At 69.1% G+C, this 22,309-nt stretch carries 14 protein-coding genes and 16 tRNA genes; 7 read left to right on the forward strand and 23 right to left on the reverse strand.

Annotated elements, in window-relative coordinates; translation table 11 throughout:
- Positions 1-73 precede the first annotated feature (73 nt).
- From ccsA to ACTIGN_RS12545, 19 genes are all read right to left on the reverse strand, one after another.
- Positions 74-3,538 (reverse strand): cytochrome c biogenesis protein CcsA, encoded by a 3,465-nt coding sequence (ccsA, locus tag ACTIGN_RS12455; RefSeq protein ID WP_439624261.1) that lies wholly within the window; start codon positions 3,536-3,538, stop codon positions 74-76.
- 64 nt (positions 3,539-3,602) lie between these two features.
- A complete protein-coding gene (locus ACTIGN_RS12460; RefSeq protein WP_439624263.1) occupies positions 3,603-4,256 on the reverse strand; it encodes a hypothetical protein in 654 nt (217 codons plus the stop codon).
- Between the two features lie 172 nt (positions 4,257-4,428).
- Entirely contained in the window at positions 4,429-4,788 is a 360-nt protein-coding gene (locus tag ACTIGN_RS12465) for an ArsR/SmtB family transcription factor (protein ID WP_439624265.1), read from the reverse strand.
- A 197-nt stretch (positions 4,789-4,985) separates the two neighbouring features.
- Positions 4,986-5,059 (reverse strand) — tRNA-Thr (locus ACTIGN_RS12470).
- Between the two features lie 73 nt (positions 5,060-5,132).
- Positions 5,133-5,207, reverse strand: a tRNA-His gene (locus ACTIGN_RS12475).
- Between the two features lie 25 nt (positions 5,208-5,232).
- Positions 5,233-5,306 (reverse strand) — tRNA-Val (locus ACTIGN_RS12480).
- 99 nt (positions 5,307-5,405) lie between these two features.
- Positions 5,406-5,479 (reverse strand) — tRNA-Arg (locus tag ACTIGN_RS12485).
- A gap of 103 nt (positions 5,480-5,582) precedes the next feature.
- Positions 5,583-5,653, reverse strand: a tRNA-Ala gene (locus ACTIGN_RS12490).
- Positions 5,654-5,750: 97 nt separating this feature from the next.
- Positions 5,751-5,824 (reverse strand) — tRNA-Leu (locus tag ACTIGN_RS12495).
- Positions 5,825-5,838: 14 nt separating this feature from the next.
- A tRNA-Leu gene (locus tag ACTIGN_RS12500) sits at positions 5,839-5,920 on the reverse strand.
- 206 nt (positions 5,921-6,126) lie between these two features.
- Positions 6,127-6,200: transfer RNA gene (locus tag ACTIGN_RS12505), tRNA-Leu, on the reverse strand.
- A 108-nt stretch (positions 6,201-6,308) separates the two neighbouring features.
- Positions 6,309-6,381 (reverse strand) — tRNA-Glu (locus ACTIGN_RS12510).
- 34 nt (positions 6,382-6,415) lie between these two features.
- Positions 6,416-6,500 (reverse strand) — tRNA-OTHER (locus ACTIGN_RS12515).
- A gap of 118 nt (positions 6,501-6,618) precedes the next feature.
- A tRNA-Thr gene (locus tag ACTIGN_RS12520) sits at positions 6,619-6,689 on the reverse strand.
- Between the two features lie 91 nt (positions 6,690-6,780).
- Positions 6,781-6,851 (reverse strand) — tRNA-Gly (locus tag ACTIGN_RS12525).
- 15 nt (positions 6,852-6,866) lie between these two features.
- Positions 6,867-6,938 (reverse strand) — tRNA-Gly (locus ACTIGN_RS12530).
- Positions 6,939-6,954: 16 nt separating this feature from the next.
- A tRNA-Lys gene (locus ACTIGN_RS12535) sits at positions 6,955-7,029 on the reverse strand.
- A gap of 7 nt (positions 7,030-7,036) precedes the next feature.
- Positions 7,037-7,109 (reverse strand) — tRNA-Asp (locus ACTIGN_RS12540).
- An 11-nt stretch (positions 7,110-7,120) separates the two neighbouring features.
- Positions 7,121-7,192: transfer RNA gene (locus ACTIGN_RS12545), tRNA-Asp, on the reverse strand.
- Positions 7,193-7,741: 549 nt separating this feature from the next.
- Between ACTIGN_RS12545 and ribD the strand changes: the two genes are divergently transcribed.
- The gene (gene ribD, locus ACTIGN_RS12550; RefSeq protein WP_439624266.1) at positions 7,742-8,863 is read left to right on the forward strand and encodes a bifunctional diaminohydroxyphosphoribosylaminopyrimidine deaminase/5-amino-6-(5-phosphoribosylamino)uracil reductase RibD; all 1,122 of its coding nucleotides are present in this window, start codon (positions 7,742-7,744) and stop codon (positions 8,861-8,863) included.
- On the opposite strand, the gene ACTIGN_RS12555 is transcribed toward ribD, so the two are convergent.
- Entirely contained in the window at positions 8,847-9,926 is a 1,080-nt protein-coding gene (locus ACTIGN_RS12555; protein WP_439624268.1) for a Gfo/Idh/MocA family protein, read from the reverse strand. The two genes, ribD and ACTIGN_RS12555, sit on opposite strands and share 17 nt — an antisense overlap.
- A 168-nt stretch (positions 9,927-10,094) precedes the next feature.
- Entirely contained in the window at positions 10,095-10,997 is a 903-nt protein-coding gene (locus ACTIGN_RS12560; RefSeq protein WP_439624270.1) for a sugar phosphate isomerase/epimerase family protein, read from the reverse strand.
- Between the two features lie 182 nt (positions 10,998-11,179).
- Here ACTIGN_RS12560 and ACTIGN_RS12565 point away from each other — a divergent pair, with 182 nt between their 5' ends.
- The 4 genes from ACTIGN_RS12565 (at position 11,180) to ACTIGN_RS12580 (ending at position 16,921) form a co-directional block, all read left to right on the forward strand.
- Positions 11,180-12,889: a DNA repair helicase XPB gene (locus ACTIGN_RS12565; protein ID WP_439624330.1), complete on the forward strand. Its 1,710-nt coding sequence runs from the start codon at positions 11,180-11,182 to the stop codon at positions 12,887-12,889.
- 367 nt (positions 12,890-13,256) lie between these two features.
- Positions 13,257-14,054 carry a MotA/TolQ/ExbB proton channel family protein gene (locus tag ACTIGN_RS12570; protein WP_439624272.1) on the forward strand — a complete coding sequence of 266 codons (798 nt, stop codon included), beginning with the start codon at positions 13,257-13,259 and terminating at the stop codon, positions 14,052-14,054.
- 19 nt (positions 14,055-14,073) lie between these two features.
- The gene (locus tag ACTIGN_RS12575) at positions 14,074-15,312 is read left to right on the forward strand and encodes a hypothetical protein (RefSeq protein WP_439624274.1); all 1,239 of its coding nucleotides are present in this window, start codon (positions 14,074-14,076) and stop codon (positions 15,310-15,312) included.
- A gap of 148 nt (positions 15,313-15,460) precedes the next feature.
- Entirely contained in the window at positions 15,461-16,921 is a 1,461-nt protein-coding gene (locus tag ACTIGN_RS12580) for a VWA domain-containing protein (protein WP_439624276.1), read from the forward strand.
- A gap of 165 nt (positions 16,922-17,086) precedes the next feature.
- Here ACTIGN_RS12580 and ACTIGN_RS12585 read toward each other — a convergent pair whose 3' ends face one another.
- Positions 17,087-17,593, reverse strand: coding sequence for a hypothetical protein (locus ACTIGN_RS12585; protein WP_439624278.1), 507 nt, complete (start codon positions 17,591-17,593; stop codon positions 17,087-17,089).
- 585 nt (positions 17,594-18,178) lie between these two features.
- Here ACTIGN_RS12585 and ACTIGN_RS12590 point away from each other — a divergent pair.
- On the forward strand, positions 18,179-19,135 hold the full coding sequence (locus tag ACTIGN_RS12590; protein WP_439624280.1) for a hypothetical protein: 957 nt from the start codon (positions 18,179-18,181) through the stop codon (positions 19,133-19,135).
- A gap of 94 nt (positions 19,136-19,229) precedes the next feature.
- On the opposite strand, the gene ACTIGN_RS12595 is transcribed toward ACTIGN_RS12590, so the two are convergent.
- Complete coding sequence (locus ACTIGN_RS12595; RefSeq protein WP_439624282.1) at positions 19,230-20,066, reverse strand: class I SAM-dependent methyltransferase; 837 nt, start codon at positions 20,064-20,066, stop codon at positions 19,230-19,232.
- A 524-nt stretch (positions 20,067-20,590) separates the two neighbouring features.
- On the opposite strand from ACTIGN_RS12595, the gene ACTIGN_RS12600 reads away from it, so the two are divergent.
- Positions 20,591-21,532: a hypothetical protein gene (locus ACTIGN_RS12600; RefSeq protein ID WP_439624283.1), complete on the forward strand. Its 942-nt coding sequence runs from the start codon at positions 20,591-20,593 to the stop codon at positions 21,530-21,532.
- Positions 21,533-22,309 lie beyond the last annotated feature (777 nt).

The raw sequence follows: 22,309 nt of genomic DNA on the forward strand, positions 1-22,309 counted from the left end.
GCGTGGAAAAAGCCCACCCGTGCGGGTGGGCTTTCGAGATTGTCGAGAACTCGCGGGCGAACGGCGAGTGCCGTCACCGCTTCTTGTTCTTCTTCCCCTGACCGGGCTTGTGGTGCCCGTTGCCGGTGCCGTTCGCGCCGTCCGCTGCCGGCAGGGCCGCGGCCACGGGTGCGGACGGCAGTAACTCCGCCGTGACCGGCAGCGCAGGACCGGGGGCCGGCACCGCGACGGGGACCGGTGCGGCGGCCAGCGCGCCCGGCTGCAAGGCGTCGCCGAAGCTCCGCCAGTACCGCAGCGGGATCAGCCCCATCCCGATCAGGACCGTGTGGCCCACCCAGGTGACCACGCACCCGGTCGCGAGCGTGTTGCTGAACCCGTAGGCGTGGAGCCCGACGCCGAGCTGGTTCGTGCCGAAGTAGCTCCAGGTGGTAATCATGTTGCCGACGAGCGTCAGCACGGCGATCCCGCGGTCCTTCACCAGCCCGCACCAGCGGGCGTGCAGGATGAGGGCGTTCCACAGCACGATCAGAACGGCCCCGTTCTCCTTCGGGTCCCAGCCCCAGAACCGGCCCCAGCTCTGATCGGCCCAGATGCCGCCGAGGACGGTGCCGACGAAGCTCAGCAGCGTCGCGAGGCACAGCACGCCGTACATCAGTTGGCCGAACACGCGGGCCAGCGTCTGGCCGCGGGACACGGACCCGGTGCCGACGGTCCGAGCCAGGAGCGGGGTGAACAGCCCGAGCCAGATGTACAGGATGCCGATCACGCCCGCGACGTAGGTGGCCGCGTAGCCCATGTTGATCGTGGTGACGTGCGTGGCGAGCCAGAAGTTCGTGTCCAGCACCGCCTGCATCATCTCCAGCGTGTCGCCGCTGGCCGCGAGGTTGTGGGCGATGATCGCGGTCGCGCCGCCGACCACCGCCGCGGCGATGTTCCCCAGGCCGATCGGGACGACCCGCTCCATGAACAGGCCCAGGGCCACCGCGGTCCAGCCGATGAACACGGCGGTCGAGTACAGGTTCGTGACGAACACGAGCGGCCGGTCCATCAGGTACATGCGGGCGAAGAGCGCGAACCCGTGGGCCACGAACGTGAACGCGAGGAGCCAGAACGCGGACCGGCGGCACGCCTCGGCGAGCGGCGGCCGGAACCCGATCGCGACCCACCCGCCCACGGCCACGAGCCCGGCGATGGCGTACAGGTAGATGACCCAGTACGCCGGCGCGAACCCGTTGAGGTACACCTCGAAGTTGGCCTTCGCGCGGTCGTCCGGGCTCACCGCCCCGGCGGTCGCCTCCTGGAACTTGGTGAGCGCCTCCGGGAGCCGCTCGGCGGCCTGCCCGCCCATCTCACGGTTGCGGAACGCGAACAGCACCTCGGCGAACTTCATCGCGCTCGGGTCGGCGGTGATGAACTCGAACGACAATTGCCGAATCTCGTCGTCGATCTTCTTCTGCTCCTCTTCGGGGAGCTTGCCGAAGTCCTGGCCCGTCACGCCCCGGCCCTGGAATGCGGCCTGCATCGCGTTCCGCTGGGCCGCCGTCTGAATCTGCCCGAGCGACCGCCACTTGAGGTCACCGGACGGCGGGAGCACGAGCGGCACCTCGCGGTTGCAAATCTGGATGTACAGGTGGAGCTTCTCGGCGACCTCGAGCACCTGCCCGCCGAACACGTCGCGGTCGCCGGACTCGAAGAACCGCTCGACGCGGGCCTTCTCCTCGTCGTCCACCGCCGCCCTCCGGCCGCCCTCGCGGGGCTTCACCTTGTCGACCGCCGCCTCCAGCAGCGCGATCTTCGGGCCGATCTCTTCGAGCGAGTACCGGTAGCCCTCGCGGCGCTCGAGCCCGAGGAGCGACAGCACCTGATCGTTCTCGATGCGGACGACCTTGTACTTCCACGCCGGGCCGCCCTTCGGCGGCGGGGACGCCATCGCGTCCATGAGCCACTCGACGGCCGGGTGCAGTTTGGCGTCGTTGCCGACGAACTCCTCGCGGCCGCTGATCTTCCGCAGGGCGACGCGGGCGACCGTGTCGAGCGGCTTCACGCGGCCGCCGTCGACGACCGGCAGCCGGGCGAGCCGGCCCAAGTCGGTCGTGCTCGGCTTCGGCACCGCGGCCGCGAGCAGGACCAGCGCACCGAGCCCGACCACGCCGAGCGGCAGCGCCCGCTCGAAGAGCGTGGGCCGCTCGGCCCCGACCGCGGTCTCGGTCGCCAGCCGCTGCGTGCGCGCACGGGTCAGGTAGCCCGCCAGCCCCTGCGTGAAGTGGATCAAGAGCCCAACGCTCACGAGGATGCACGAGAGGTACGGGAGCAGCCAGCCGGGGTTGCGGACGACCTGGAGCACCGTCGTCTTCTCGGTCGTCTTGTCGAAGTTCGACTGGTAGAACGTCTCGCCGCGGTACCGGAGCGGGTCGTTCATCTTCACACGGACATCGCGCCTGAGGTCGTGCTCGGGGTCGATCAGCACGAGGTCGCTGGAGTAGTTCTTCGCCTGCTCCGTGCCCTCGTACCGGTCGAACCGGAACTCGCGCAGGAACAGGCTGTACGGCTTGTACCTCCGGGTGTACCGCAGTGCCACGTCGCTGGTCGCGTCGCCGGCCGTCACCGACTGCTTCGGCTGCGCCTCGGCCTTGAACGGGTTGAACGTGTACCACAGTGACGCGAGGTAGGTGCCGAGCTTCTCGTCGGTCCCCTTCTTGTAGAGCGTCACGTAGGCCGACGGGAGGTCGATGGTCTGCTCGCCGACGCCGGACACCTCGGCCTTCGGTTCGGCGATCGTGTCGAGCCCGAGGCCGGTCGTCGCGCGGTTCTCCTTGTTGACCTTCTTGGCGTCGAGCAGGTCCGAGTTCACCATGTACGCCTCGACGCGCACGTCGACTGGCAGGTCCGGGTGCGAGATGGTCGCGTGCGTCCGGGCCGCGCGTTCCAGCATCTTGCCGGGGACCACGGTCACCCGCTGGGTGCCGTCGGCCTCGGGCGTGGTGAACGCGAGTTCGACCGCCCGCGAGTCCTCGGTGTAGTTGACCGCCTGGCCCTCGGGGATCGTCATCCGCTGTTCGATCTGGAACTCGCGGGTGATCGCCTCACCAACGAAGAGCAGCAGAAGCCCGGAGTGGGCGATGAAGATGCCGGCCCGACGCCACGACAACTTGAACCGGACCGCGTGCGCGGCGAGCAGGTTCAGGAACATGAGCCCGCCGATGAGCTTTCCGCCCGGGAACGGGACCGCCGCCCAGCTCGGGGCCTCGGCGTTCTTCGGGAACCCGATGTCCCGCAGGAAGATCTTGCAGAACTCCAGCGTGGGCTGGAGGTCGATCATCACCACCCACGACCAGAAGTACTTGTCGACGACGGTCCACATGCCCGCGGTCTTCTGGGCGAGCGTGCCGAAGAAGACCAGCGCGACGCCCAGCGCCAGCAGGACGACCGTGAGGCGCAGCGACGCGAACGGTTTCAGCACGCCCTTGAGGACGGCGGCAACCGGGTTCGGGCCGGACGGCGGGGCCGGGTCGTACGGGTCGGGCAGCGGGAGGGACATTCGACGATCCTCATTGGCCGGGCCGCGCGACCCGGGGGAGTTGTGGCAGCGTTCCCGACCGTGGTCACTGGCCCTGGCGCAGGTCGACCCGGATGCCCTTGACCTGATCGGCCGTGAACTCTTTCGTGTACTTGCCGAGGTCGGCCGGGCCCCGGACCGCGACCCCAACCTGCCCGGCCCACCGGTTGACGTTCATCATCACCCCCCCGCCCGACCGGCTGATCGTGACTTCTAGCGGGGCGTCCGGCGGCCCGAGTTTGATGGTCTGTACGAACTCCACCGTTACTCCGCCCCGACTGACGGAGCGGGGGCCGCCCAGCGTCCAGCCCGCGGGAAGCGTGAAGGCCGGCACTGCGTCGCCCTGGGGCTTCACGCTGTTCGTGAGCTTCTCAAAGTCCGCGGCGTGCTTCTCGAGCTGGTCGGAAGGTCCGGTCAGCTTGAAGAACCAGACCGGATTGTCGGCGGGGTAGAGCGCGCCGAGGATGCGCGTCCCGGAGCCCGATTGCGGCCCGCCTTGCGGCCCCCCGACGGGCGGGTGCCCGGCGGGGAGTTTGGCCTCGCCACCCTTCTCTTCGGGCTTCGCCTTGTCGTCCGGCGCGGCGACCTTGTACGTCTTCACGCCCCCGTCGTCGCCCGCCCCGCACCCGGTGGCGAACGGGCACGCGAGAACGGCAACGAGCCAACCGCAACGGCTGTGACGGGAAAACAGAGAAGTCATGTCGAATGTCTCGGGGAAGACACAGGCCGGAGGCGAATTCTGGGGTGGGAGTGCCACCCCCATTCTTTGTATCGCGCGGCACCGAGTCAAGTTGAAGATGTGCGACCGGCGGATGTGAGCGCCCCGCGGCGCAGCGGCCGAGGGGAACCTGAAGGGGTAGCGGGAGGGGCGGTCAGTTCGCGGCCTTGCGCTTCGGCTTCGCCTTGGCCGGGTCGTCGTTCGCGCGGATCACGACGCGGAACGGCCCGACGCTGAGGGTGCCGAGGGTCTCGGTCCCGTCGCCGGTGGTGAAGACGTCCGGGCGGAACCGGTACACGACCTTGCGGCCGTCCTTTTCGTCCTCGAGCAACCCGGCGGTCCGCATCACCCCGAGGTGGTGGGACATGTTGACCATCGGCGTCCCGACGAGTTCGGCGAGCTGGCTCACGTGGTGCGGGCCGCGGGCGAGGTGGAAGACGATCCGCAGCCGGGTCGGCTCGGCCAGGGCGGCCAGGACCACGGCCGCCCGGCGGGCGTCGGCAAACTCCATCATTGTTCGGCACCTGTCGCAACGGCATGGTGGACGCGGGGGCGTGAAAGCGCGTCGGTAGTTTACCGAAACGGGCACTTCAGCGTCTCACGAATTCCAGAGATTCTGGAGCAGTTAAGACTATTGAGAGGGCGATCCGTCGGAATAACGGGGGAACCCACGTGCGGCCGGGATTTCCAGTGAGAAGTGCGTGAGTGGAGGGCCGGCGGCGGGTTTCGCACCCGCATGATCCGAGGTACGAACTCGGTGCCTTTCTGGGTCGCGCCACGCCGGCAGATGCTACCCGCAGTGCTCGCGGGGTGTGCAACATTTGAACTGGTGCGCCCCGGAGGGGGCGGACGCAGCAGGGCGGCGCGGGGGGAATCGAACCCCTCACCTCGGCCTTCACAGGGCCGCGTGCGAACCATTACACCACGTGCCGCATCGGTCTCGGCCCGCGGGCCGGAGTGATCCTGGACGGACTCGAACCGTCGATCTCCTCCGTGTCAGGGAGGTGTCCTGAGCCGCTAGACGACAGGATCAGGCGAGTGTGGAGTGCGGGGTGCGGGTTACGGAATGAACGCCAAGTGACTCGGCCCTCAACTCCGCGTTCCGCACTCCGAATTCCGCACTCGAGAGAGTACCCCGGCCAGGATTCGAACCTGGAACGCCGCGTTCGAAGCGCGGAATGATGGGTCCGTTTCACCACCAGGGCAGTTCAGCGGAAGGTGCGGGCGTCGAACCCACAAACCGGCTCGGGCCGGCTCTTCGTTTAGCAAACGAAGTCGTGTAGCCACTCACAGTACCTTCCGTTTCAGTGGACCAGCCGGGAATCGAACCCGGATTACGGGTATGCCATACCCGCGTCATCCCGTTAGACCACAGGCCCGCGTGTCAGTGGAACCGCGGGGAGTTGAACCCCGGAGCCGTGTTTGCAAGACACAGCGCTCGCCCGCGAGCGATCCCGTTTCGCGGCAGTGCCGCAGTGACCGAAGTGGGAGTCGAACCCACACTACACAGGCTCTCGACCTGCCGGCTCTACCAGTTGGCCTACTCGGTCATTCGTTCAGTCAGTGGCCCGGGAGGGAGTCGAACCCTCACGCCTGACGGCATCGGCTTCTGAGACCGACGTGACTTCCAGTTCCACCACCAGGCCAGTTCCGCCGCCGCGGGGCGGCGAGTTGCGGAGCCCGGGGATTGAACCCGGCGGACCAGGCTTATGAGGCCCGGCTGGGCACCAGCCCGCCCGCACACTTCGATCACCCGGGGCGGCCCCCGGGAGTTGCAGACCTGGGAGTTGAACCCAGCGTCCAGGCTTATGAGACCCGGCCGAGCGCCGGCCCGTCTGCAATGCGTTCACAGTGGTGACGGTGGGATTCGAACCCACACTGTCCACGTTCTGAGCGTGGCGACTCCTTCCGTTGGTCTACATCACCAGCTTCGGTGGAGGCCGGGGATGGGAAGTCGGAGGCTGGAAGCACCTGCGGCCGATGGCCGGTCGTGCGACCCATCTCCAACCCCCGATTTCCAATCTCCACCCCGAGTGACCCGTGGGGGAATCGAACCCCCACCTACAGGTTGAGAACCTGTCGTCCTGAGCCGCTAGACGAACGGGTCGTTCCGCGTTTCACGTTTCGCGTTCAACGTGAAGTGCCCCGGGTGGGAATCGAACCCACAGTGCCACTGAAGGCGACCGCTTTACAGGCGGCCTGGCGGACCACCGCGCGACCGAAGGCGTTCCCGCGACTCGCGGGAGTAGCACGAGTGGGAGTCGAACCCACATCCCCCAAGGTTTGAGCTCGGGTGCTCTTCCAATTGGCGTATCGTGCCTTCTATCGATCAATGTGAAGCCAGAGCCCCCGGTGGGAATCGAACCCACGCTTCGACCATACCAAGGCCGCAAGCTTCCACTACATCACAGGGGCAGTACCAGTGCGGAGTTCGGAGTTCGGAACCCGGAATCAACGCCGTACTGTCTTCACTCTGCACTCCGCGTTCCGCACTCCAGAACAGAAGAGCGCCCAGTGGGAGTCGAACCCACACATCCGCCATGGCAAGGCGACAGGCAGCCGCTACATCATGGGCGCGTTCACAACCGACAGAGCATCCGGCGGGACTTGCACCCGCGACACCACCGTGGGAGGGTGGCATGTTTGCTACTACACCACGGACGCACACCGAACCCGACAGTGGAAGCGGTGGGAATCGAACCCACGTTGTCCTGTTTAAGAGACAGGTGCCTGGGCCAGCGTCGGCCACACTTCCGTTGCAGCGGTCCCGAGGGGATTCGAACCCCCGATCTTCTCCGTGACAGGGAGACGGCCACTCCGCTGGCCCGCGGGACCACTTCACACAGCGCCTTGTACGGGACTCGAACCCGTCTCACCTGGTTGACACTCAGGCCGACACACCCGCTTCGTCACAAGGCGTCCAACGCCAACAGCAGGCAGGGGAGGAATCGAACCCCACGGGCACCTGGCCACCGGATTTGGAAACCGGCTGCGTTCCCAGACGCAATCCCCACCTATGAAACCAGTACCCCGTGCTGGGTTCGAACCCGACCTCTGCGGCTTGAAAGACCGCCGACCTCACCAGAGGTCCAACAAGGCGTCACCGACCCCGGAACAAACGCGAACCGGCCGGGGGCACTCTTGCGAGCACCCCCGGCCGGTTCGCGTGGTCACGCGACTGGCGCTGAGGGTCACCCGCTCGTATCCTTGGCCCACCAATAACCCAACCCGACCGTGCCCGCGAGGCGTAGGCCCTCCGCGGCGACCGCGGCATCGAAGCCGGCGGCCGTTTGGCGAAGTTCGGTGCTCGTGTGTTGAAGGGTCATGGGAGTATGTTCGCTGGTCTCGTGTGATTCTTGTGCGACTTCTACTCGGGGGTCGCGGCCCGTATCAAACTGTACGCTAGATAGACGCACGAGTCGGGCGGCGGTTCGCGCGGTTTCGATTTTTTCTCCCTCGCGGCACTTATGAACCCAAACAGCGATGTTGAACGCTGGATGAACCACGCGCTTGCGCTCGCCGCTCGGGGTCGCGGGGCCGTTGAGCCGAACCCGATGGTCGGCGCGGTTGTGCTCGACGCCGCCGGGAACCTCGTCGGAGAAGGGTGGCACCAGAAGTTCGGCGGGCCGCACGCCGAGGTGTTCGCGCTCGCCGCGGCCGGCGAGCGAGCCCGCGGCGGCACCGTGGTCGTGACGCTGGAGCCGTGCTGCCACTGGGGGAAGACGCCGCCCTGCACTGATGCGGTGCTGCGGTCCGGGGCGCGGCGGGTCGTTGCGGCGATGCCCGACCCGTTTCCGCGGGTCGCCGGCGGCGGGGTGAAACTCCTCCGCGACGCGGGCCTGGACGTGACCGTCGGCGTGTGCGAGGCCGATGCGCGAAAGTTGAACGAGCCGTACCTGAAGTTGCTCGGCACGGGCCGGCCGTGGGTCCACCTCAAGTGGGCGATGACGCTCGACGGCAAGATCGCGACCCGCACGGGCGACTCGAAGTGGATCAGCGGTGAAGAGTCGCGAGCGAAGGTTCACGAACTCCGCGGCCGCGTCGATGCCGTCATCGTGGGCCGCGGCACCGTGACCGCCGACGACCCGTTACTCACGGCACGCCCGGCCGGGCCGCGGATCGCGGCGCGTGTGGTTGTGACGGCGTCCGGTGAGCTTCCCGAGGGCTGTCAGCTTCGCGCGACCGCCCGCGATATTCCCGTGCTGGTTTACACTGCGGCCGGGAACGAGAGCAAGTTGGAGGGATGGCGCGGGGACGGTGCGGAGATCGTTGGCCTGCCCGCGAGTGACACCGGGCTATCACCGGACGCGGTGCTGGCCGACCTCGGCACACGCCGGTTCACAAACGTGCTGGTCGAGGGCGGGGCTGGGTTGCTCGGAGCGTTCCTCGACATGAAGGCGGCCGACGAGTACCACGTCTTCGTTGCACCGAAACTCGTTGGTGGTGACACTTCATTGTCACCGGTCGGCGGCCGGGGCGTAGGGCAGATGCGCGACGCTCTCGAACTCGCGGAGTGCGTCGCCGAGCCGTCGGGGCGGGATGTGTACCTGCACGGGTTCGCGCCGGGCGCGGTCAGATCGGCAACTTGATCGGCCGGCCTTCTTTCGCGGAGCGGTAGATCGCCGTGAACAACTCCACCACGGCGCGGCCGTCCTCGGCGGTCACGAGCAGCGGCTTGCCCTCGCGGATCGAGCGAACGAAGTCCGCGATTTGCAGCGCGTGGTAGCGCACCGTCGCGTCCGTCGCGGCGAAGCGCTCGCGGTCCTCGGCCTGGAACTGTGCGAGTAGCGCCTCTTCGCCGGGGATCGTCCAGATGTCGTTGAGCGGCGGCTCGGCGACCGCGGACACGCCGGCGATGAACGTCGCCCCGCGGTCGGTCTCGACGCCGACTGACGCGCCGCTCGACCCGTGAACGTGGACCTTGGTGTAGATGCCCGGCTTCTGCGCCACCGATGTCGCGATCGATCCGAGCCCGCCGCTCTTGAACTTGATGCTCGCGACGGCGGTGTCGTCCACTTCCACGCCAGGATGGTTCACGTTCGTCCACTGACCGCTCACCTCCGCGGCCGGCCCCATGAGCCACAGCAGGATGTCGAGTTGGTGCGGGGACTGGTTCACGAGCACGCCGCCGCCCTCGGTGTCCCACTTGCCCCGCCACGGGTCGGAGAGGTAGTACGCCGCGTCGCGCCAACTGTACTGGATGAACACGCCCAGCGCCGGCGTGCCGATCTTCCCCGCGTCGATGGCTGCCTTCATCCGCGCGACCGGCTCGTAGAACCGCCGCTGGCTGATGACGCCGAGCGTGACGCCCGCCTTCTTGGCGGCGGCGATCATCGCGTCGGCATCAGCCAGAGAAGCCGCGAGCGGCTTCTCAACCAGAACGTGAACCCCGGCCTCGGCCGCTTGAATTGCGGGTGCGGCGTGCAGCGGGTGCGGGGTGCCGATCACGACCGCCTCGACACCGCCGTCCCGCAACATCGCCGCAACATCCGGGAACGGCTTGCCGCCGTACTTCGCGGCGAACGCGGCGGCGCGGTCGGGCACGGCGTCGCAGCACGCGACGAGTTCCGCCTCGGGAAGTGCGTTGAGCGCCGCGGCGTGGATCGTGCCGACCTTGCCGCAGCCGATCAGGCCGACGCGAGTGGGTTTCAAGATAGACTCAAAAGAAGAGGAATGATCCACAGATGTCACAGAAGACACAGATTTGAAGACAGAGCACAGAATCCAGAAGCCGGAGTTCAATTGAGACCCGCCAGCGATCTTCCCCTGTAGTCCGTCTTCCACTGTCTTCAAATCTGTGTCTTCTGTGTAATCTGTGGATCACTTGCCTGGAAAGTACCTGGCCACCATGCGGCGGAGGAACGCCAGCGACTCGGCCATCTCGCCCATGCCGTTCATGCCGTCCTCGATGCTCACCCACCCGCGGTAGCCCGCGGCGGCGAGCGTGCCGAAGATCGCGTCGTAGTCGTTGAGCCCCTTGCCCGTGACGCCGTGCCTCAGCTTCGAGAAGTAGCCGATGGTGCCGTCGGTCTGCTTCAGGTCGTCGAGCGTCGCGCCGGGTTCGAGGTACCGGTCGCTCGCGTGCATGCTCACAACGCGGCCGGCGACCGCCTTCAACAACTCAATTGGGTCGTCGCCGGCGACCACGGCGTTCGACGGGTCGTACTGGACGCCGAAGTTCGTGCGGTCGGGGATCATCGCGACGAGGTCGAGGAACACGTCCTTCTTCTGGGCGAACTCGGGGAACTTCCAGAAGCCGTCCTTGTAGTGGTTCTCCAGCCCGAGGATCACGCCGGTTTCGCGGGCCGCCGGCAGGACGGCCGTGATGCACGCGGCGGCCCATTCGAGCCCCTCCTGCCGGCTCACGTCCGGGTAGCGTTGGCCGCTCAGGACGCGGCACACGGTTCCGGGACCGCCGAGCCGCCGGGTGACGCGGACCATCTCGATTTCGTGATCGACGGCTCGCTTGCGGGCGTCGGCGTCGGGGTTCGTGAAGTCCGGCGAGCAGCACAGCATCGGCATCTCGAACCCGGCCCCGCGGATCGCCTCTGCCACCGAATCGAGGTAGCCGGGGTCGAGGCTCGTGAAGAACCCCTCGTACATCTCCAGGCCATCGGCGTCGAGTTGCTTTGCTTGCTCGATCCACTCGAACACGGACATGGACCGCTCGCCGGCGATCCGGTCGAGGTAGCACTTCGGGAACGCGGAGAGCTTGAGCGGCATGGGGAGCCCCGGGTGACAATGCGAGTATATCGGGTCGGGGCCGCACAGTTCCGCTTGCCGGTGTCACCCGTCCGCCGCTAGCATGGGACGTTCCGCCCGGGTGACACGGGCCGTCCCGAACAAGACCCACGGTGCGCATGCCGCCGAAACCACAGACCGCCGCGGCCCCCGCGACGCTGCCCATGACGTTCGACCCCGCGAACCCGTTCATCGTCCAGGGGGACCGGTCCGTCCTGGTCGAGGTAGACAACCCGAAGTACGCCGCGGCCCGCGACGCCCTGGCCCCGTTCGCGGAGCTGGAGAAGAGCCCCGAGCACATCCACACGTACCGCATCTCGAACCTGTCGCTGTGGAACGCCGCCGCCGCCGGGTTCACCGCGGCCGAGGTGCTCGCGGTCCTCCAGAAGTACACCAAGTTCCCGATCCCGCAGAACCTCCCGCTCGACATCACCGAGACGGTGGCCCGGTACGGCCGGGTCAAGCTGGAGCGGGTGGACGAGAAGGCGCTGAAGCTGGTGTGCGCCGACAAGCCGCTGATGGCCGAGCTGTCGCGCCAGAAGAAGCTCAAGGACTACCTCGGCGAGAAGCTCGACGACGTGAGCTTCGCCGTGGACCCGGCGTACCGCGGCGTGCTGAAGCAGATGCTCATCACGCTGGGGTACCCGGCCGAGGACATCGCGGGGTACACCGAGGGCGCGAACCTTCCGATGAAGCTCCGGGAGACGTGCGCGAGCGGGGTGCCGTTCAAGGTGCGGGACTACCAGCGCGAGGCCGGGGACGTGTTCCACGCGGGCGGCGACGTCCGCGGCGGATCGGGCGTCATCGTGCTCCCGTGCGGGGCCGGCAAGACCATCGTCGGCATCGTCGCCATGTGCCTGCTCCAGAAGAACACGCTGGTGCTGACCACGAGCATCACCGCGGTGAAGCAGTGGCGGCGCGAGATCATCGACAAGTCGACGCTGACCGAGGACGACGTCAAGGAGTACACGGGCGACACGAAGGAGATCGGCCCGGTCACCGTGGCGACGTACCAGATCATCACGTACCGGCCGGACAAGACTGAGGACTTCCCGCACTTCGGCCTGTTCGACAAGCGGGACTGGGGGCTGATCGTCTACGACGAGGTCCACCTACTCCCGGCCCCGGTGTTCCGCGTGACGGCCACGATCCAGGCCCGCCGCCGGCTCGGGCTGACGGCCACGCTGATCCGCGAGGACGGCCGCGAGGGCGACGTGTTCTCGCTGATCGGCCCGAAGAAGTACGACGTGCCGTGGCGGGAGCTCGAAACGAAGGGGTGGATCGCGTCGGCGAGTTGCACCGAGATCCGCGTCGCGCTGCCCGACGACTCGAACCGCATGGCCTACGCCGTGGCCGACCACCGGGCGAAGTACCGCATCGCCAGCGAGAACGAGGCGAAGGACGAGGTCGTGGCCGAACTGCTCGCGCGCTACCACGACCAGCGGGTCATCATCATCGGCCAGTACCTGACGCAACTCCGCCGAATGAGCGACCGGTTCGAGATCCCGATCATCACCGGGAGCACGGGGAACGCCGAGCGCGAGGAACTGTACGGCAAGTTCCGCACCGGCGAGGTGCGGCACCTGGTGCTGTCGAAGGTCGGGAACTTCGCGATCGACTTGCCGGACGCGAACGTGCTGATCCAGGTGTCGGGAACGTTCGGCTCGCGCCAGGAAGAGGCCCAGCGGCTCGGGCGCATCCTGCGGCCGAAGAGCAGCGGCGACGGCGACGCGCACTTCTACACGCTCGTCACCCGCGACACCCGCGAACTCGACTTCGCGCACCACCGGCAGATGTTCCTGACCGAGCAGGGGTACAGCTACGCGATCCTCGACGAGCGCGAGGTGGTCCCGCCGAAGTCCGCCGCGGGGTGAGTTCTGCCCTCGGAGATCCACGGAGGCCCAGGGTTTGCACCCTGGGCTACGGACTGTCGTCCCTCCTGGACTCAAGGCATTGAGCCCCCGGAGGGGGCGGCAGTGCGTAGCCCAGGGTGTAAACCCTGGGTCCGATGGCGCAAACCCTGGGACCGATTTCCTCCAAATCCCCTCGCACCTCTCGCGAATACCTTCCTGACCCCCAGCCGCGTCGTCGCCCCTCCAGCCTGCGGCACCGTCAGGGGTTCGCACGGCCGTTCCGACTGCCGCGAAATGCCCGCGGCGTGGCACTTGCGGGGCGGGCCGTGCGGTCCGAAAATGTCAGATCACCGGGCCGCGGTCGGCCCGCGCCCGGAGTGCGGCCCCGATGACGATTCCCGCCTCGCACCGCCCCGCCCGCGAGTGGTTCCTGCTCGTTGTCGCGCTCGCCGTCGTCGGCGGGATCGCGGCCCCGTTCTGGGAACTCTTTGCCGGGTCCGCGGCCCGTGCCGACTGGGCCAGCAAGTGGAACCAGGCCCGCCTCACGCAGCTCGTCCTCGGTCCCGAACAGCTCGCCTGCTACGTGTGCTTCGTGTGGGCGTGCCTGATCCTGTTCAGCCGGTACCGCGAGGCGCGGCGGCAGCGGGCCGCCTTCCACATGGAACTGCTCCCCACCGAAGAAGGCGCGCGCATCCTCCCCGAGGACGCCCGGCCGCTCGCCCGCAAGGTCGAGCAGGTGACCGCCCGCCGGCCGTTCATCCTCGCGAACATGATTCGCCTCGGGCTCGGCAAGTACGCGGTGAGCAAGTCGGCCCCGGACGTCGCCGAGGTGGTGCGGAACCAGGCCGACGTGGAACTGTCGCGGCTCGTGACCGGGATGGCCGTGGTACACTACCTGGCGTGGGCGATCCCCGCGATCGGGTTCGTCGGCACGGTCCGCGGGCTCGGCGGCGCGTTCGGGGCCGACGCCCCGAGCATCGACGCCTTCACCGCCCAGGCCAAGGAGCAGCTCAAGATCGCGTTCGACTGCACCCTCGTCGCGCTGCTCCTCAGCCTCGTGCTGATGTACTTCCTGAACATCGTGCAGCGCGCCGAAGAGGTGCTCGTGGTGGACGCGCAGGAGTACTGCCAGGAACACCTGCTGCTGCGGCTGTACGACCCGCAAGCGGTCGGGATGGCGGACTGAAACCGCAACGGAGCCTCGGATGTTGTGGAATCGCAAGCCGCCGCCGGTTCACGAGAAGTCCCGGGCCGTCGGGGTCGAGCTCACGTCGACCCGGGCGCGGGCCGTCGGCGTCGCGGCCGGTAAGCAGCGGGCGCTGCTCCTCGAAGACCCGCACGAAGAACTCCCGCTGTTCGTGTCGCTCGAACGGCGAACGCCCGATGTCGGCCGGGTCGGCTACGCACTGTGCCGCAAGATGCCGCACGCGGTCTGCTCGAACTTCCTCCCGACCCTGACGCAGCCCCGCGAGTGGCGAGCCGGCCGGCACGTCATGACCCCCGAGGCGGCCCTCGACCTGACGCTCAACAAGCTCCGCGGCCCCGTCGCCGCCGAGAGCGACACGGCGGTCCTCGCGCTCCCCGCGTACCTCGGCCCGGCCCAGGTGACGAAGCTCGTCGCGGTCGCCACGCGGCTCAAGTTCCCGCTGAAGGGGACGGCCGTTGCGGCGCTGGCGCTCGTCGCCGATCGCGCCGCCTCGCTGCTCGCCGGCAAGCCCGCCGCGCCCGAACTCGCCGCCCCCGACGTGGTGCCGCTGCGGCCGGGCGGGTCCGGGCCGGGGCTGGTCGCGGTCATCGACGCCGACGAGTTCGCGGTCTCGGGCGCGGTCGTCTCCGTCGAGCGCGACCGCGTGAAGTTGTTGACCTCGGCCTGTTGGCCGAAGTTCGCGGTGAAGGCGTGGAAGGACCGGCTCCTCGACTCGATCTCCGACCGGTGCGTGCGACTGTGCCGCCGGGACCCCCGCGACTCCGCCGACGCCGAGCAGGCGCTGTTCGAGCAACTCGACGACTCGCTCGACCGCGTTCGGACCGGCCAGCGGGTGAACCTCACGCTCCGCACCGCCCACTGGTTCCAGGACGTGATCCAGCAGCCCGAGGACTTCGACTCGCACTGTGCGGCCCTGGCCCGGGGTGCGGCCGAGAGCGTCCGCGACTTCCTCGCCGAGGCCGGGCTCCCGATCCACCCGCGGGCCGTGTGGCTCACGCACGAGGCCGCCCGGCTCCCGGGGTTGGTCCGGCACCTGCACCAGAACACCCCCGAGGGGACGGCGATCGAGGCGCTCCCGCCGAACGCCGTCGCCCAGGCCGCCGCGGCACTCGCGCCGCGGTGGCTGGCAGCCGAGTTGCCGCGGGCGCACCTGGACGCGATGGTTCCCCTGGCGGCCCTGGATGCACCCCAGGGTTTGCACCCTGGGCTACGGCCGGCCGCCCCCTCCGGGGGCTAAATGTCCAGGGTTTGCACCCCGGGCTACGCACGGCCGCCCCCCTCCGGGGGGGCGATGCTTCGAGTCCCGAAGGGACGACCGCGCGTAGCCCGGGGTGCAAACCCTGGGACTTCTGGGGCTTCTGAGCGACAACACAAGGACGCAGCCCATGCGAGTCCGACACAAGCAGCCGACGCTGGTCAGCATGTGGATGCTCGACGTGTTCTGCTGCGCTCTCGGGTGCGTCACGCTCCTGTTTCTGCTCAACAGCCGCATGGCCAGCGACGAGGCCGAGGCGAACAAGACCGCCCTCATCGACCTCCGCACCACCGAGCGGGTTCTCGCCGCGACGGTTACCGAGCGCGATCAACTTCGCCTCCGGCTCAACAGCGAGGAGGCCGGCCGCGTCAAGCTGTCGGCGGCGCTCACCGAGGCCGAGGGGCTGCGGCTCAAGCTCTCCGACGAGGCGACGGCACTCGCGAAGCAACTCGCGACCACCACGAGCGAGCGTGACGACCTCGCCAAGAAGCTCGCGCTGTCGCAGAAGGAGGCGAAGGACGCGAAGGCACTCGCCGACGCCACGCAACTCGCGCTCAACGCGGCCGAGGCGAAGGTCACCGCCGACGCCAAGGAACTCGCCGCGGTGCGGGCGACGGCCACCGACGCCGACGACGTGCTCCGCAAGAAGCAGAAGGAGGCCGACGCGCTCGCGAAGAAGCTCCTGGAGATGAACGCATCGGCCGACGACCTGGCCCGCCTGCTCCGCAAGCGCGACGACGAGAAGGTCGTGCTGACCAAGCAGGCCGCGGACCTCAAGAAGCAACTCGACGACCTCGACGCCAGGACCGCCGGCACCCGCAAGGAGTACGACGCCGCGGCCGCCCAGATCAAGGACCTGACCAAGAAGGTGAGCGAGGCGAACGTCACCATCGTGGACCTCCAGGGCGACAAGGCGAAGCTCGCCGACAAGTTCGACAAGCTCCAGAAGGAGACCGACGCGCGGTTCGCCGGCATCGTCACCGCCGGCAAGCGGGTCGTGTTCCTCGTCGACATCTCCGGGAGCATGGCGAAGCGCGACAGCGAGACCGCCGACCCGACGAAGTGGCCGATCGTCGTCGAGACCGTGTCGAAGGTGATGCGGAGCGTGGTCGGGCTGGAGAAGTACCAGGTGGTGATCTTCTCCAGTTCCGCGAAGTGGCTGTTCGGCACCGGCGACTGGCGGGACTACGAGGGCGAGAAGTCGATCGACGACGTGAAGAAGGCGCTGACCGCCGTGAAGCCCCACGAGGACACGAACCTGCACGCCGGGCTGGAGAAGGCGTTCGCGCTCCGCGAGTCCGGGCTCGACGTGATCTACTTGTTCTCCGACGGCCTGCCGACGAGCGGCCCCGGCCTGACGCTCGCCGAGCAGACCCGCCGCCCGCCGCTGAGTGAGCTGGAACTGGGCGAGAAGCTCGGCAAGCACATCCGCAAGAACCTCGCCGACACCTGGAACCGGTCGCTCGCGGGCAAGCCGCGGGTCAAGATCCACGCGGTCGGGTTCTTCTTCGAGAGCCCCGACGTGGGCGCGTTCCTCTGGGCGCTGGCCCGCGAGAACGACGGCAGCTTCGTCGGGATGTCACGTCCCTAGAAGTAACACCGAACTCGGTCCCGTCCTACAGCACCGCCGGCCGAACTCCGGCCCTCGGCCCTTCGACCGGATGTGGGCCGTGGGTCATCTTTCTGTGCCCCGTGCTTCGGACCCAACCAAGTCCGGCTTCGATGCGGCCACGGCCGAGGTGAAGAGTGCGCGGCGTCACTTGCGGGCGTCGAGCGCGAAGTACATCTTCTGCTCGCCGCCCTTGTACATGACGCCGAGGTACAGTCCCGGGGCGACCTCGCGGACCTCGTCGCGGACGTCCGGCCACAGCCGCGACCGCGAGTAGTCGAGGATCAGCGACGGCTGCCCGTCGATGAGGCTCTCGGCGTGGTACACCTGGGCCGGGATCGCGCGGCCGCCGAAGAACACGCGGTTGATCATCGTGCCGTCGTCGCGGAAGATCTTGCCCTGCCAGACGAGGTGCGTCGCCCGCGAGTTCGCGACCGTGAGCCGCGACCCCGGCGACTTGATCGCCCGACCCGGGAGGAACCCGCTCGGCACCGGCGCGGCCGGCGACGCGAGGTACAACGCCTCCAGCTCGGGCTGCGACATCCGCACGAGGTCGCGCATCTCGCCGGGCGGGTCGACCGCTGTCGCGGTCGCGGGGGCGAGCATCCAGATCGTGAAGACGGGCGCGACCGCCCGGAGGAAGAGACGTGCCATCGCGGACCCTCGGTGTCGGTGCTCTCGGACGTATCGCACGCATCGGCGCGTTCGCGGATGTCGCTTGAGGCGCTCTCCCGCACCCCACCGCGAAGGGCGGTTACGGAACTGCAAAACCGTCACAGGTCCACAAGTCGGGTCGAGGCGAACCCTGAGCGCAAGCGAGGGGGTAGCGTTAACCCCCTCGCTTGCGCTCTGGGTTCGCCCGGCCACTCCCGCGCTCCCCAATGGTCGCCGCTTGCCCCCGACCGGCACCTGCGGTACCCTCACCGTGTTCCCGCGACCGATTAGCTCGTCGCCCTGCGACGGGGTGATGTTGCGTCACCCGAGCGATTGCCCTGCGATGCGACCCGGGGAGGGCTGTTCCAGCACCGCTGTCGGGTCAACCCCACCGGGTTCCGGCACGGTCTGGAACAACCCCGCGGGTCGTGGTTCCGTGCAGGAACCCGGTGGGGTTGACCCGGCGGTGCCGTGAGCCCTCCGCGGACCAGGTCCAGAAGTAGACGCCGCGGGAACACGACGGGGCCGGGAGCGATCCCGGCCTCGTTCGTTTCACCTGCCCTCCCACCAACCGGAATGCACCTCATGCGCTGCCTTGCTGCCCTCACGCTCCTCGGCTCGCTCGCGCTCGCCGCCGACGAGAAGCCGGTCCCCAAGATCACCCCCGGGAAGGTCATCATCCCGACGGAGAAGATGCGGCGGCCGTGGGGCGAACTGGTGAGCATCGACCTCAAGACCCGCACCGGCACGTTCCGCAACGAGGGCGACGACGCGGTCATGCCGTTCACCGTCATGCCCTACGCCGAACTGCTCCACCACGCGGCCCGCGGCGACCTCCAGGACTTCAAGGTCGGCGAGCGCGCAATCTTCCGGCTCCACGAGGACGCCGACGGGAAGTGGGTGTACCTCACGTACATCCAGGACGAGATGAACTTCCAGGCCGGGCACAAGGAGTACTACTGGGTCGACGCGATCGACCCGAAGGCCGGCACGATCACCTTCACGCAGGCCAACGCCGACAAGTCGTTCACCCGGGCGACCGGCCTCGTGCTAGAGACCGACGCGAACACGCGGTACTGGAAGCAGGGCAAGCCGGCCGCGTTCGGCGACATCAAGGTCGGCGACAAGTTGCTGACCAAGACGCACGGCGTCGGCAAGGGCAAGCACCGCGTGTGCTGGGAGGTGTTCCTCGACGACGAGAGCCGCGACGCCTTCAGGGCCGAGCAGCAGGCCGTTCACCTGAAGCGGATGGAGGCCGAGGGGCTCCCCGGGTACACCGACGCGGCCGACGGCGAGACGCTCAAGCTCACGCTGTTCCCGGAAGGGGCCGACATCGCCAAGGCGCTGAAGGCGGGCCGCGCCGTGCGGGTCGCGCCGGCCGGAGTGGACCGCAAGCCCACCGCCGACCCGGTCGAGGGCACCGTGACGACTGTGACCGCCGGGAAGGGTAACACGCACGAGGTGACGCTGACCGTGAAGCCCGGCACCGCGGGGTTCAAACCGGCCGCCCTCGCGCGGCTCTGGGCCGAGAAGCCGAAGTGACCGCACCCTTCCCGTTCGAACTCATTCGCCTCACGCGGGCCGCCGCGGAGGGCGGCCCGCCAGTCACTTCCCGCGGATCTCGACCGCGAGCCGACTACTCGGGCTTCCGCGCCAGGAACAGCGTCGTGAAGCAGGTGAGTTCCGCGTCCGGGCGGCGGAACAGCGACCCCGCGTGGCCCGGGTCGGCCTCGCGGTCGAGGGCCGCCAGCGCCACCGGGGGCAGGTGCTTCGCCACCAGGTCGCGCGTCTCCCGCATCATCGCCCGCAGGTACCGCCGCACGGCCGGGTCGAACGGCGCGTCCCGATCGGCGGCGAACGTCGTCCGCCGCTCCAGCCGCAGGCCGGCTTCGAGAAGGTAGCGGGACACCCGGCGGGCCGGCGAGAGCCCGGTGCGCGACCCGTACCTCTCGCGGGCCGCCTCGGCGACCGCCCGGTGCAGTTCGAGTTCCAGGCCGACCGGCACGTTCGCCACCACCCGGTGGAACTCGTCGTCCTCCAGCACCGCGACCAGCCCCCCGGGCCGCACCACCCGCCCCATCTCCGCCAGCGCCGCGACCGGGTCGTCGAGAGTGATGAGGCTCCGCGCGCACCACGCCACGTCGAACTCGCCGTCGCGAAACGGGAGCCGGTAGGCGTCGGCCTTCACGAGCGCGACATCGGCGGCGCGGCCCAGTCGGGCGAACCGGGTGCGGGCGGCGGCCAGGTAGGCGTCGCTCAGGTCGGCCGCGGTGACCCGGCCGAACGGGTACAGGCGGCGGGCCAGGGCGGCGGTGTAGAACCCGTCGCCGCACGGCACGTCGAGGACGCGGCTGCCCGGCGGCAGCGGCACGGCCCGGACCGCCCGGCGGAGGTCGCGCCCGAAAGCGCGGTGAAAGGCCCGCAGGGAGGCGGAGTAATCGGGTAGCGCTTCGGTCGGTGGGTCGGGGCGCATTGGCGCGGGCCTTCGGAGCGGTGGCGGCCGGCCCAAGGAGAGCGCACGGCACGCGGGGACCGGGTCGTCCACTTCGGCCGCCCAGCCGGGAGAGAGCGAACGGCACGCCGCGCGCCCGATTTTTCGCCCGATCACCGGCTCAGGGCGGTGCCCGACCGGTGCGAGGGGGACCACACGGACTGCGCGGGTCGCCGCGCGGCCCCCGCGGCCCCCGCGCGCCCAGACCCGGGGGATTCCGGACGCTCAGCCCATGCGACGGTCGGGACATTGGGCCTTTCATTCGCGACCACCCGGGCACGTTGTGCCCGGTACGAAACCTGCGGCTCTCCACCACGTCGCCCTCTGCTCGAAACGCAATCCTCGCCTCACCGCGTTCTGTTCGTCGCGCGGAACGCCACCGCACCGGGGGCCCCGGACCCGGCGAGTGAACGTGGCCGCGCTGCGAGCCGACTCGCGGCGGTCGACTCCCGCCGTCACCGGCCGATGCCGGCGGTAGCCACCTCTCTCGGCCGTTGGAGATGTCAATGAAGGCACGCTTACTCTTCGCCGCCCTGCCGGCGGTCGTCCTCGGCGCGTCCCTCGGGGCGCAGGACCGCCCCGGGCAACCGGGCGGCCAGTCCGGGGCCGGCCAAAAGGGGCAATCGACCGACTCGGGGACCCGGGCCGGCGCCGCTACGCCCTCACTGGACGGAACGTGGACGGTCGTGAGCCTCTCGCGCAACGGGCGTTCGGTCGACGGCGCGGACAAGATGACGGTTTCCATCAAGGGCAACGTCGTCACGTTCGACGGCGGTGCCGGTGGTGCCGCGGGCGGCACCGGGAAGGACCAGTTGCGGGCCATGCGGCTCGACTTCACGGCCAGCGGCATGGTCCGCGTGACCGAGGCGAACGCCGACGGCAAATTTGACTCCGGCCTGGACCGCCCCGGCGGCGTCGCCGGGGCCGGCGGCGCGAACGCCACGGCTGGGTCCGCCCCAGGCGTCGCGGGTGCGGCCGGGGCAGGGGCCGGGAAGACGGAACCCGGAACCACGACGGCCGGAGCCGGCCCCACGGGCGGCCGCCACGGGGCGATGATGGGCGTGTACGTTCTGACCCAGGACTACCTGGCGATCTCGGTCCACGACACGGGGATCGATACCGGCGGTACGCGGCCGGGCGGGGCCGGCACGCGGCCCGGGGCCGGTGGGACCACTCCGGGCGGCACCGGGACGACCCCGGGCGGCACCGGCACCACCCCAGGTGGTACCGGTACCACTCCGGGCGGCGCGGGCACCGGGACGACCCCGGGCGGCGCGGGCACCACTCCTGGCGGCGCCGGCACCGGCACGACCCAACCGGGCACGGCGGGTGGCACGGGTGGTGCGGCGGGCACGCACGCGCACATGGGGCCGCAGATGGGCACGCACTTGAGCGTGGTCCTGAAGCGTAGCGGCACGTCCGGGACCGGTAGCACCCCCGGGAAGTGAGTGATCCGCAGACTCGACGCGACGCGGGCCGAGAACGATCTCGGCCCGTTCTTCTCGAACCTGTTCGGCACCAGCCAACAACATCAAAACACAACCAGCAATATGAGGAGGTCGTAATGGCGATGACGAAATGGACTCGGGCCGGCGTGTTCGTGTGTGGTCTCGCGCTCGCGGGGTGCGAGTCCCGGAGCACCGAGAAGACCGGCGGCCCGGGCGGTAACCAGGGGAACCAGGGCCAACAGGGGAACCAGGGTACCGATGGGCGGTCCGGAGGGGGCACCGTGACCCCGTCCGGCGGCACCAACGTCCCGGGCAGTGGGAGCGGCACCAACGCGCCCGGCGGAACCCCAACGGGCACGGGCAGCGCTCCCGGCAGCGGCGGCGGCAATAGCGGTACCGGCTCGACCCCTGGTGGCAGCGGTACCGGTACCACCCCCGGTGGCACCGGTACGGGTACGACCCCGGGCGGCGGCACCGGTACGGGGACCAACCCGGGCGGTACGAAGTGACGCACCACCGGCCACGTTCCACCAGGCAAACCGGCCCGGTCCCTGCCCGCCTCCGGTCACACCAGATGCGGACAAGATGAAACGATCGGGCACCGGTGGCAACTCGGGAGGGTTCAACGCCCGGCCCCCGCGCCGAACCACAAGGGGGCCGAGTTCGATAATCGCGGTGCCGCCGTCGATCCCCCCCGGCGGCCCCCCAGCGGGACAGGTTGCTCCCCCACCCCCCCCCCCCCCCCCCCGCGGGGGCAGGGCGCCGGTGTGTCACGCA

It is taken from the genome of Gemmata sp. (assembly GCF_051859125.1).
GTDB lineage: Bacteria > Planctomycetota > Planctomycetia > Gemmatales > Gemmataceae > Gemmata.

Bases quoted from the DNA above. Each gene is read 5' to 3' on its own strand.
- ccsA (WP_439624261.1), bottom strand. From the start codon at position 3,538: ATGTCCCTCCCGCTGCCCGACCCGTACGACCCGGCCCCGCCGTCCGGC.
- ACTIGN_RS12460 (WP_439624263.1), bottom strand. From the start codon at position 4,256: ATGACTTCTCTGTTTTCCCGTCACAGCCGTTGCGGTTGGCTCGTTGCC.
- ACTIGN_RS12465 (WP_439624265.1), bottom strand. From the start codon at position 4,788: ATGATGGAGTTTGCCGACGCCCGCCGGGCGGCCGTGGTCCTGGCCGCC.
- ribD (WP_439624266.1), top strand. From the start codon at position 7,742: ATGAACCCAAACAGCGATGTTGAACGCTGGATGAACCACGCGCTTGCG.
- ACTIGN_RS12560 (WP_439624270.1), bottom strand. From the start codon at position 10,997: ATGCCGCTCAAGCTCTCCGCGTTCCCGAAGTGCTACCTCGACCGGATC.
- ACTIGN_RS12565 (WP_439624330.1), top strand. From the start codon at position 11,180: ATGACGTTCGACCCCGCGAACCCGTTCATCGTCCAGGGGGACCGGTCC.
- ACTIGN_RS12570 (WP_439624272.1), top strand. From the start codon at position 13,257: ATGACGATTCCCGCCTCGCACCGCCCCGCCCGCGAGTGGTTCCTGCTC.
- ACTIGN_RS12575 (WP_439624274.1), top strand. From the start codon at position 14,074: ATGTTGTGGAATCGCAAGCCGCCGCCGGTTCACGAGAAGTCCCGGGCC.
- ACTIGN_RS12580 (WP_439624276.1), top strand. From the start codon at position 15,461: ATGCGAGTCCGACACAAGCAGCCGACGCTGGTCAGCATGTGGATGCTC.
- ACTIGN_RS12585 (WP_439624278.1), bottom strand. From the start codon at position 17,593: ATGGCACGTCTCTTCCTCCGGGCGGTCGCGCCCGTCTTCACGATCTGG.
- ACTIGN_RS12590 (WP_439624280.1), top strand. From the start codon at position 18,179: ATGCGCTGCCTTGCTGCCCTCACGCTCCTCGGCTCGCTCGCGCTCGCC.
- ACTIGN_RS12595 (WP_439624282.1), bottom strand. From the start codon at position 20,066: ATGCGCCCCGACCCACCGACCGAAGCGCTACCCGATTACTCCGCCTCC.
- ACTIGN_RS12600 (WP_439624283.1), top strand. From the start codon at position 20,591: ATGAAGGCACGCTTACTCTTCGCCGCCCTGCCGGCGGTCGTCCTCGGC.